At 66.9% G+C, this 11,162-nt stretch carries 6 protein-coding genes and 1 pseudogene; 6 read left to right on the top strand and 1 reads right to left on the bottom strand.

Annotation, left to right across the window (positions count from 1 at the left end):
- The first annotated feature begins 448 nt into the window (after window positions 1-448).
- Entirely contained in the window at window positions 449-2,233 is a 1,785-nt protein-coding gene (locus tag IN820_RS17140) for a GspE/PulE family protein (RefSeq protein WP_193682135.1), read from the top strand.
- A 253-nt stretch (window positions 2,234-2,486) separates the two neighbouring features.
- Here the strand turns inward: IN820_RS17140 and IN820_RS17135 are convergent, their stop codons facing one another.
- A complete protein-coding gene (locus IN820_RS17135; RefSeq protein ID WP_193682134.1) occupies window positions 2,487-3,194 on the bottom strand; it encodes a murein L,D-transpeptidase catalytic domain family protein in 708 nt (235 codons plus the stop codon).
- 229 nt (window positions 3,195-3,423) lie between these two features.
- On the opposite strand from IN820_RS17135, the gene IN820_RS17130 reads away from it, so the two are divergent.
- From IN820_RS17130 to IN820_RS17110, 5 genes and pseudogenes are all read left to right on the top strand, one after another.
- Window positions 3,424-5,007, top strand: a complete 1,584-nt coding sequence (locus IN820_RS17130; RefSeq protein ID WP_193682133.1) for a L,D-transpeptidase family protein — start codon at window positions 3,424-3,426, stop codon at window positions 5,005-5,007.
- Between the two features lie 170 nt (window positions 5,008-5,177).
- Window positions 5,178-9,887: a PAS domain S-box protein gene (locus IN820_RS17125; protein ID WP_193682132.1), complete on the top strand. Its 4,710-nt coding sequence runs from the start codon at window positions 5,178-5,180 to the stop codon at window positions 9,885-9,887.
- 71 nt (window positions 9,888-9,958) lie between these two features.
- A complete protein-coding gene (locus IN820_RS17120) occupies window positions 9,959-10,267 on the top strand; it encodes a DUF2388 domain-containing protein (RefSeq protein ID WP_193682131.1) in 309 nt (102 codons plus the stop codon).
- Window positions 10,268-10,305: 38 nt separating this feature from the next.
- Window positions 10,306-10,731, top strand: a complete 426-nt coding sequence (locus tag IN820_RS17115; protein WP_193682130.1) for an OsmC family protein — start codon at window positions 10,306-10,308, stop codon at window positions 10,729-10,731.
- Between the two features lie 133 nt (window positions 10,732-10,864).
- Window positions 10,865-11,162 (top strand): annotated as a pseudogene (locus IN820_RS17110) (IS110 family transposase); the annotation flags it as partial.

Here is an 11,162-nt window from a genome sequence, read left to right as displayed (position 1 = left end):
CCCTACTTAAGCCAAGTAGGGTGGATCACGCTTCACCGATCCACCGGGGTGGCGTTCCACCGGGTGGCGCGCCACCGAGCGGAGCCAGGGTGGATGTAAAAAGCGACATCCACCCTACTTAAGCCAAGTAGGGTGGATCACGCTTCACCGATCCACCGGCTGGCGTTCCACCGGGTGACGCGCCACCGAGCGGAGCCAGGGTGGATGTAAAAAGCGACATCCACCCTACTTAAGCCAAGTAGGGTGGATCACGCTTCACCGATCCACCGGGTGGCGTTCCACCAGGTGACGCCCCACCGAGCGGAGCCAGGGTGGATGTAAAAAGCGACATCCACCCTACTTAAGAATCGTAGGGCGGATGAAACCCGCCGGTGTGCCGGACCCCGGCTCCGCTCGGCGGGTTGCAACCCGCCCTACAAGCTTGCCGCTACCTCCCATGGAGTCCTCGATGTCCGCCTTCGCCCCGTCCGTTGCCGACCGCTTCCTCGATCTCAACGACCTGTTGCGCGAACTGGTCGCCGCGGGGCGCGTCGACCAGGTCAGCGCCGAACAGTGCCTGGCGGTGCGCCGCAGCGCGCTGAACAACCAGCAGCACCCGCTGGAATTCCTCGCCGCGCAGCAACTCGACGACCTGCAGCGCCCGGGCAGGAAGCTCGACCTGGAAACCCTGACCCTCTGGCTCGCCGAGCACGCCGGCCAGCCCTACCTGCGCATCGACCCGCTGAAGATCGACGTCGCCGCGATCACCCCGCTGATGTCCTATGCCTTCGCCCAGCGCCACGGGATTCTCGCCGTGGCGCTGGACAGCGCGGCGGTGACCATCGCCAGTTGCCAGCCCTTCGTACACGGCTGGGAAGCCAACCTGACCCATGTGCTCAAGCGCCCGATCAAGCGCGTGGTGGCCAACCCGGCGGACATTCAGCGCTTCACCGTCGAGTTCTACCGCCTGGCCAGGTCGGTCAGCGGCGCCAGCGGCACCGAGCAGAAGATCAGCGGCGTCGGCAACTTCGAGCAGTTGCTCAACCTCGGCGCCAGCGACCAGGAGCCGGACGCCAACGACTCGCACATCGTCAACATCGTCGACTGGCTGTTCCAGTACGCCTTCCAGCAGCGCGCCAGCGACATCCACATCGAGCCGCGCCGCGAGCAGGGCACGGTGCGCTTTCGCATCGACGGCGTGCTGCACAATGTCTACCAGTTCCCGCCGCAGGTGACGATGGCGGTGGTCAGCCGGCTGAAGAGCCTCGGCCGGATGAACGTCGCCGAGAAGCGCAAGCCGCAGGACGGCCGGGTCAAGACCAAGACGCCGGACGGCGGCGAGGTGGAGCTGCGCCTGTCGACGCTGCCGACCGCCTTCGGTGAGAAGATGGTGATGCGCATCTTCGACCCCGACGTGCTGCTCAAGGGGTTCGACCAGTTGGGCTTCTCCGCCGACGACCTGCGCCGCTGGCAGAGCATGACCGGCCAGCCCAACGGCATCATCCTGGTCACCGGGCCGACCGGCTCGGGCAAGACCACCACGCTGTACACCACGCTCAAGCAGCTGGCCACGCCGGAAGTGAACGTCTGCACCATCGAGGACCCGATCGAGATGATCGAGGGCGCCTTCAACCAGATGCAGGTGCAGCACAACATCGAGCTGACCTTCGCCAGCGGCGTGCGCGCGCTGATGCGCCAGGACCCGGACATCATCATGGTCGGCGAGATCCGCGACCTGGAAACCGCCGAGATGGCGATCCAGGCGGCGCTGACCGGCCACCTGGTGCTCTCCACCCTGCACACCAACGACGCACCCAGCGCCATCACCCGCCTGCTCGAACTCGGCGTGCCGCATTACCTGCTCAAGGCCACGCTGCTCGGGGTGATGGCCCAGCGCCTGGTACGCACGCTGTGCCCGCACTGCAAGGCGCCGGTGCAACTGGATGGCGATGACTGGGCGGCGCTGACCAGGCCCTGGAACGCACCGCTGCCGAGCACCGCGCAGCAGGCGGTGGGCTGTCTGGAGTGTCGCGACACCGGCTATCGCGGCCGCGCCGGCGTCTACGAAATCATGCTGCTCAACGACGCGATCAAGCCGCTGATCAGCGCCGACACCGATCTCGTCGCCCTGCGCCGCCAGGCGTTCAAGGACGGCATGCGCAGCCTGCGCCTGTCCGGCGCACAGAAGATCGCCGCCGGGCTGACCACGCTCGAGGAAGTGCTGCGGGTGACGCCGCAGAGCGAGCAAAGGTAGGGCAGCCTGCAAGCTGCAAGCTGCAAGCTGCAAGCTGCAAGCTGCAAGCTGCAAGCTGGCGTAGGGTGGATGTCGTTTTTTACATCCACCATGACTCCGCCCGCCGGGTCGGTGAAGCGTGACCCAGCCTACGACTGCAAGCGAATCAGTGAGGCGGCTGGCGCCAAGGCCTGTCCAGCTTTTTTGAAGCCCGTCGGCGCTTTTTCTTGCAGCTTGAGGCTTGAGCCTTGTAGCTGCTTTTTCTAGCCGCAAATCAACCCCGCCCGGCCGCGAGGATGCTCGCCACCTGGCTCGGCTTGCAATTGAGGTAGGCGGAGGATTGCAGCCACTGCTGGTCGGGGTACCAGGAGAACATGAACTGCCCGCCCTTGAGGCTGTCGACCACCATCCGCGCGACTTCCGGGCGTACCGCCGGGCAGCCCTGGCTGCGACCGATGCGGCCCTGGGTCACGATCCACGACGGATCCACGTAGGCCGCGGGGTGAATGACGATGGCCCGCTCGCGGGCGCGGTCGTTGATGCCCGGCTCCAGGCCGTCCATGCGCAACGAGTAGCCATGCTTGCCGCTGTAGCTCTCGGCCGTGCGGAACAGGCCGATGCTCGACTGGTGGCTGCCGACCACGTTGGAGAAGCGAGTCGCCAGGTTGTCGCCGGACTTCTGGCCATGGGCGACCAGCTCTTCGAGGAGCAATTCGCCCTTGTCAAGGTCGAAAATCCATAACCGGCGCTCGCTGGAGGGCCGCGAGAAGTCGATCACCGCCAGCCGCTGTGCCGGGTTGGCACCGTTGTTCACCGCGCATTGCATGGCCGCCACGGCATGGGTCAGCACCTGGCGATCGAGCGTCGGAGCCAGCCGCGCCAGGCTGTCGACCATCGGCTGGTAGGTGGCGGTGGCTGCCCATACAGGCAACGCGAAAACGAAAAGACCTGCCGCCAGGCAGGCACGTCGGAGTATGGACATGAACGCGCAACCTCATCGGGCACGACCTTGCGGCTTCCTGCCTGGCCGGCACCCCGTACTCGCCGCCAATCGGCAACAGCGGCGCAACGAAGCCGGGTGGGAACGAGTGAGTCCCAGATGCCCGGCGCAATATGTTCTTATGGTCTGAATGGACCCTGGCAGAACCCCAGGAGCCGCAGCCCTTGAGCGGCGCAGTCTAGCAGTCGATGGGATAGTCTGGAGCGAAACGTTGTTCAAAAAACATGCATTCCGTCTGGCCGTCTGGCTGTGCTGCATTCCCGCCGCCGCCACGGCCGAACCTCTCCCGGCGCCCTCCGCGCCAATCGAATCGGCCCTCGGAGCGCTGCCAAGCGCCTGCCCGGCGCTGCCACCAACGCTCGAAGCGGACGCCCTGCAACGGCTCGAGGCGTTCTACCAGGCGCGCGACTTCCAGCTCGCCTGGACCGCCTACCCGCAGCTCGACGCCCTGTTGCAGCAGCTCGCGCAACTGGCCGACGACGGTCTCGATCCGGCGCAGTACCAGCCCGAGCGTGTCCGCCTGCAGCTGCAGACCGCCACGGCCGAACCGCTGCATCGCGAGTGCAGCGACATTCACGCCAGCCACGCCTATCTCGAAGCGCTGCAGCACCTGGCCCACGGGCGCCTGCCGCAGGCGCGGGTCGAGCCGATCTGGCGCAGCCCGGACTCGCCCGAACCCGACGATCGCCAGCGCCTGTTGCAGATCGCCCTCGACGGCCTCGACGATCCGGCGACCGCCTTCGATCGGGCACGGCCTTCGCTCGAGCTGTATCGCGACCTGCGCAGTGTCTACGCCAGCCTGCGCAACGCTCCGCTGCCGGACTGGCAGGCGATGCCGTCGGGGCCAACGCTGCGCCCGGGGATGAGCGACGCGCGCGTTCCATTGCTGCGCCAGCGTCTGCTGGACGATACCGGCGTCACCGATATGCGCTACGCGCCCGAGCTGGTCGAAGCGGTCAAGGGCTTCCAGTTGCAGCACGGGCTCGAGGACGACGGCGTGGTCGGCGCCGCCACCCGGCACGCGTTGAACGTCAGCCCGGCCGGCCGCCTCGACCAGTTGCGCATCAACCTCGAACGCTTGCGCTGGGTTGCCCACGACCTCGAGGCGCAATCGCTGCTGGTGGATATCGCCGGCGCGCGGCTGATCTATTTCCACGACCGTTGCGTGCAGTGGCAGACCCGCACCCAGGTCGGCCGCGAAGGACGCCAGACGCCGCCGCTGAAATCGCGGATCACCCGCCTGACGCTGAACCCCACCTGGACCGTGCCGCCGACCATCCTGCGCCAGGACAAGCTGCCGCGAATCCGTGAGGATGTCGGCTATCTGGCGCGCAACCAGATGCATGTGTTCGATGCCCAGGGCAACCCGCTGGACCCGAACAGCGTCGACTGGAACAACCCGCGCGGCATCTTCCTGCGCCAGGATGCCGGCCCGGCCAATCCGCTCGGCCAGGTGGCGATCCGTTTCGCCAATCCGTTCTCGGTCTACCTGCACGACACGCCGAGCCAGCCGCAGTTCGCCCGGGCCGCGCGCGCCCTCAGCTCCGGTTGCGTGCGCGTCGAATCGGCCCTGCAACTGGTCGACCTGCTGCTCACGCCCGACGAGCGGGAAACGGTCGCCACCCTGCTGGCGAGCGGCAAGACGCACGAATATCGCCTGGCGCAGTCGATCCCGATCCTGATGGCCTACTGGACCGCCGAGGCCGACGAAACGGGCCAGCCCCGCTATCGCCCGGATATCTACAACCGGGACGCCAAGCTGCTCGAGGCATTGAACGCCGCCCAGCGCCGCTGACGCACCGGCGGCAAAACGCTCCGCTCGTCGGTGTTTTTTGTCGCCGCGCGCCTGAACCAAGCAGCCTCGGCGTAGTCTTTTGCTGACCACTCGACACGCGTCGCCTTGCCGGGTGTTCACTATGTGAACCGTTGGATTACTCAGAGCCATGGATAGCCGAGCAGAACACTTTGAACGCCGAATACAGCGCCCCCGCAGCGACCTGGAATGAAGTTGACCGGCTGACCGCGTTGGCGCGCTATGCCGCTCTGGATACCTTGGCCGAAGCGGACTTCGACGATCTCGCCGCCATGGCCGCAGAACTCTGCGCCTGCCCGGCGGCGGCGATTCACTTCATCGACGGCGAGCAGCAGCATTGCAAGGCCGCGATCGCCCTGGAGCGGCAAAGCATCGCGCGCGAACGCTCGCTGTCCGCGCAGGCGATCCTGCAGCCCGGGCCGCTGGTCCTTCGCCGTGCCGACGAGCTGCGCGCCCCGCTGGAGATGCCCCGCCTGGCCGATGGCAGCGCCACGCTCTTCTACGCTGCCGCGATACTGCGCGATGACGCCGGGCTGCCGCTGGGCACGCTGTGCGTCGTCGATCGACAGCCGCGCGAGCTGAGCCCACGACAGGGCGAACATCTGCAAGCCGTGGCGCGGCAGGTCATGGCATTGCTGGAACTGCGCAGGGCCCGCACCGAGGAAGAGCGCAGCCGGCAGATCATCGATAGCGCCCAGGACTACGCCATCCTCTCCACCGACCTGCAGGGGCGGATCACCAGTTGGAACAGCGGCGCGCACAGACAGCTCGGCTGGTCCGCCGAAGAGGCGATCGGCCGTCATGCCGGCTGCATCTTCACCGAGGAGGATCGCGCGCAGAACGCGCCCGAGCAGGAAATGCAGACGGCGCTGCAGCGAGGCTCGGCGCTGGACGAACGCTGGCATCAGCGCAAGGATGGCTCGCGCTTCTGGGCCAGCGGCGTACTCACGACGCTGCAGAGCCAGGGCCAGGTGCGCGGTTTCGTCAAGATCCTGCGCGACCTCACCGAGGCGCGTCTGCAGCAGGCCGCGGTCCGCGACGCCGAGGAGCGCTACCGCGCGCTGGTCGACCTCAGCCCGCAGGTGGTCTGGCAATGCGAGGCGGATGGTGGCCTGAACTTCTGCAACAGCTACTGGTGCGAGTTCACCGGCCTCAGCGCCGAGGCGTCGCGCGCGAACGGCTGGCTCGCCGCGATCGCCATGGCCGATCGCCAGCGCATCGCCGAACAATGGCGGCAGGCCCTGCGCAGGGAACTGCCCTTCACCCTCGAGCTGCCGTTACTAGATGTCGACGGCAACCTGCGCTGGTTCCAGGCCAGCGCAGCACCGATCTACGACGCCGACGGGCATTTGCTGCGCTGGATCTGCATCGCCCAGGACATCGACAGCCGGCGCCGCCTCGAGATCGAGCGGCGCGAGAGCGAAGCCTTTACCCGCCTGCTACTCGACTCGGCCAACGAAGGTTTCTACTCCATCGATCGCAGCGGCGCGGTCACCCTGTGCAACGATGCCTTCCTCAAGCTGCTCGGCTTCACCAGCCGCGAAGAGGTGCTCGGCAGGCAGCTGCATCAGGTGATCCACCACAGCCATCCGGACGGCAGCCCCTACCCGGTACACGATTGCCCGATCCAGCACACCGCCCTCACCGGCGAGCCCCGGCATGTCGAGCACGAGCTGTTCTTCCGCGTCGATGGCAGCAGCCTGCCGGTGGAATACCGCGTCGCGCCGATCTACCGCGACGGCGAGCTGCAGGGCGCGATCTGCACCTTCAGCGACATCAGCGAGCGTACCCGCCGCCAGGCATTGCAGGCCTTCCTGCTGGACCTCAGCGACTGCCTGCAGGAAAGCAGCGAGCGCGTCGACATCCTCTGCATACTCAACGAGCGCCTGGCGCACCTGACCCGCAGCGAATGCGTCGCCTGGGGCAGCCTGGAGGACGACGCACTGGTCATCCAGCAACAATGGCTCGCCCCCGGCAGCCCGAGCCGGCTCGGCCGCCATACCCTGGCGCAGGCCGGCGATACCATTGCCCGGCGGCTGCTGCACGAAAGCACGCTCATGCTCGACGAACACATGCCCGACAGCAGCGGGCTGTGCCGCAGCCTGGCCAGCCCCAACCTCCTGCTGGCCGAACTGCCGGAGGAAGAAGCCGGAGCACCGCGGACCGTGCTGCTGTTCGCCCGCGGCCTGTCGGGCCGCTGGAGCGCGGACGACGTCGCCCTGGTTCGCGAGGTGCTCGAGCGCACCCGCGGCGCCGCCGAGCGCGCGCGCGCGCGCAAGGCCCTGCGCGAGGCGGAACAGCGCATCAGCCTGGCCAACGAGATCGCCTCCATCGGCGTCTGGGAATACCGCGACAGCCAGCATTCGCTGCACTGGGACAACCAGCTCAAGGCCATGGCCGGGCTCACGCCCGAGCAGCCGGCGCTGAGCGTGCACGAGATCCTGGCGCGAGTGCACCCGGACGACCGCGGCACGCTGATCAAGGCGCTGGGTGACACCCTGGCCGGCAAGGGCGAAGGCGAGTTCCAGCTCGACTACCGCATCTTCGACACCCGCATCAGCCAGTTCGTCTGGCTGGCCAACCGCGGCCGCCGCCTGGTCGATCCCAGTGGCGAGGTGCGCATCCTCGGCACCGCCCGCAACATCACCGCCGAGCGCAACGCGGCCGAGCGCATGCAGCGCATGAACGAGATGCTCGAGGAGCAGATCACGGAACGGCGCCAGGCCGAACAACGTCAGGCGGCACTGATCGAGCTGGGCGACCTGCTGCGCGAGCAGCACGACAGCCAGACCATCGCCCACGCCGCGGTGAGCGTGATCGGCCGCACCATCGGCGTCTCCCGCGTGCTGTTCGCCAGCGTCGATGCCGCCAGCCAGAGCGCCACCATCGAGCGCTACTGGAGCGACGGCGGCTCCGACAGCAGCAACGAGGTGGTGCATTTCGCCGATTACGGGGATTTCTTCTACGACCTGCAGGAAAACGAGCTGGTCGTCATCGAGGACGTACTGCACGACGCCCGCACCGCCAGCCACGCCGAGCGCTTCGCCGAAAGCCGAATCCGCAGCATCGTCTGCGTACCGCTGTTCGATCAGGGCCGCATCGCCGCCGTGCTGATGCTGCTGGAAGAACAGCCGCGCGCCTGGCTCGACGACGACATCTCGTTCATCCGCGAAGCCGCCGACCGTGCCTGGACCGCCGACGAGCGCATGCGCGCCGAACGCGCGCTGCGCGAGAGCGAGGAACAATTCCGCACCCTCGCCGACAACATGAGCCAGTTCGCCTGGATGGCCGAGCCCAGCGGGTATATCTACTGGTACAACAAGCGCTGGTACGACTACACCGGCACGACCAGCGAGGCCATGCGTGCCCTCGGCTGGCGGGCGGTCAACCATCCCGACCACCATGAGCGGGTCAGCGCCTCGATGAAGCGCGCCTTCGCCATCGGCTCGATTTGGGAGGAGACCTTCCCGCTGCGCGGCAAGGACGGCAAGTACCGCTGGTTCCTCTCGCGTGCACTGCCGATTCGCGACGATTTCGGCCAGGTCACCCACTGGTTCGGCACCAACACCGACGTCACCGCCCAGGTCGCGGCCGAGGAAGCGCTGCGCGAACTCAACGACAGCCTGGAGCGGCGGGTCGCCGAACGCACCCGGGAGCTGGCGGCGATCAACAGCCGCCTGCACATCGAGATGGCCGAGCGCGAACGCGCCGAGGAAGCGCTGCGGCACGTGCAGAAGATGGAAGCCATCGGTCAGCTCACCGGCGGCCTGGCCCACGACTTCAACAACATGCTGACCGGCGTGCTCGGCGCGCTCGATCTGATCCAGCACCGGATCGCCAGCGGCAACAGCGGCGACCTCCATCGCTACATCGATGCCGCCACCACCTCGGCCAATCGGGCCGCCGCGCTGACCCACCGCCTGCTGGCATTCGCCCGCCGCCAGTCCCTGGACCCCAAGCCGGTGGACATCAACCTGCTGGTGGTGTCCATGGAAGACATGCTGCGGCGCACCATGGGCGAACACATCCGGCTGGAAATCGAACTGCAGGGCGATATCTGGCAGGCCTACACCGATGCCCATCAGTTGGAGAACGCCCTGCTCAACCTGGTGATCAACGCCCGCGACGCCATGCCCGACGGCGGCCAGCTGGATATCCGCACGCGCAATGTACGGATCGACGGTCGCCAGCCCGACGCCCCCGAGCCCGGCGACTACGTACTGCTCAGCGTCGCCGACAATGGTGCCGGAATGTCCGCGCAGACCATCGCCAAAGCGTTCGACCCGTTCTTCACCACCAAGCCCATCGGCCAGGGCACCGGCCTCGGCCTGTCGATGGTCTATGGCTTCGCCAAGCAGACCGGCGGTCATGTCAGCATCGACAGCCGCCTCGGCCAGGGCACCCACATCACGCTCTACCTGCCGCGCAACCAAGCCCAGGAAGAGCAACAGGCGGCGGCACGGCAGGTCACCGAGGTGCCGCGCGCACGCGATGGCGAGACGGTGCTGGTGGTCGAGGACGAAGCCGCCGTGCGCATGCTGGTGGTGGAAGTCCTGCAGGAGCTCGGTTACCAGGTGCTCGAGGCCTTCGACTCGGCCAGTGCACTGCCCTATCTGCACGGCGGCGAACGCCTCGACCTGCTGGTCAGCGACTTCGGCCTGCCGGGCCTCAACGGCCGCCAGTTGGTGGAGAGCGCACGCCAGCACCGCCCCGGGCTGAAAGTGCTGTTCATCACCGGCTACGTGCCGGACAACGAGGTACACAGCGACTTCCTCGGTCCGGGCACCGACATGCTGGGCAAACCCTTCAGCATCGACATGCTCGCCACGCGCATTCGCCAGCTGATCGATGGGCCCGGCTGACCGCGACCGGAACTCCAGACGCGGCGGCGTACTCTGACCCTTAAAGGAACGACTCTCAGGAGATGCCGTCCATGCGCAAGCAACTATTCGCCGTGATCATCCTTGCACTGGCGCCATTCGGTGCCGCCATGGCCGACGGCCTGGTGCGCGACATCCTTTCCTCGGGTGCCACCACGGCATCGACCTACCTGACCTTCAAGGACAACAAGCTGGTGGTCGCCGCGCGCGAGGATGCCGGCAGCTTCGTCGCCAGCGACGGCGCAATCCGCGGCCCGTACCTGGAAGCCATGCTGCAGCGATTGCGCAGCGAGCAACCGCAGATGCAGGCCAGCGACATGGAGCTGGCCAGCGCGATCCTGGCCGCCGAGCAGCTGCGCTAGGCGCCACCGAACCACCACCCACTGAACGAGGTTCCGTCATGAAGAAAAGCGCATCCGCCGTCTGGCAAGGCGGCCTGAAGGACGGCAAGGGCAGCCTCAGCACCCAGAGCGGCGCGTTGAAGGACAACCCCTATGGTTTCAATACCCGCTTCGAGGACGCTCCCGGCACCAATCCCGAAGAGCTGATCGGCGCCGCCCATGCCGGCTGCTTCTCCATGGCGCTGTCAATGATGCTGGGCCAGGCCGGGCTGACCGCCGAACGCATCGAGACCCACGCCGAGGTCACGCTGGACAAGGACGGCGAAGGCTTCAGCATCACCGCCGTCGACCTGACCCTGAAGGCGAAGATCCCCGGTGCCGACCAGGCCCAATTCGAGCAGATCGCCAACCAGGCGAAGGAAGGCTGCCCGGTATCCAAGGTGCTCAATGCGCGGATCAGCCTGAGCGCCACGCTGGAAGGCTGAGAGAGTCTGCCAGGGCCCGCGCGATGGCAGCTTGTAGACATCATGGATTGACCTGCCCCACCTCGAGAACGCGGGTTATGTTTTCGGAGTGGGAAACACCTTCAACACAGAGCCGCATCGAGGGGGACAGGTCATGAATGAGTTTAACCAAGTCTATGTGGGTTTGGACGTACATAAAGCGACGATTGCCGTAGCGGTGGCGCGTCCTGGGCGCGGAGAGCCGGAGTATCACGGCACTATCGTGAACAGTGACGCGGCGGTGCGCAAACTGCTCAAGCAGTTGAGCCGGCCGGGTGAGTCGCTGAGTTTTTGCTACGAGGCAGGCCCCTGCGGCTACGGCCTTTACCGTGATCTGACAGCACTGGGCCATGGCTGCGCGGTGGTGGCGCCCTCGCTGATTCCGCGCAAGGCGGGCGAGCGGTTGAAAACCG

The sequence above is a fragment of the Pseudomonas lopnurensis genome, from assembly GCF_015070855.1.
Classification (GTDB): Bacteria; Pseudomonadota; Gammaproteobacteria; order Pseudomonadales; family Pseudomonadaceae; genus Stutzerimonas; species Stutzerimonas lopnurensis.
Note: the sequence above shows the minus strand (reverse complement) of the source record. Positions and strands in the feature narration are given on the sequence as shown.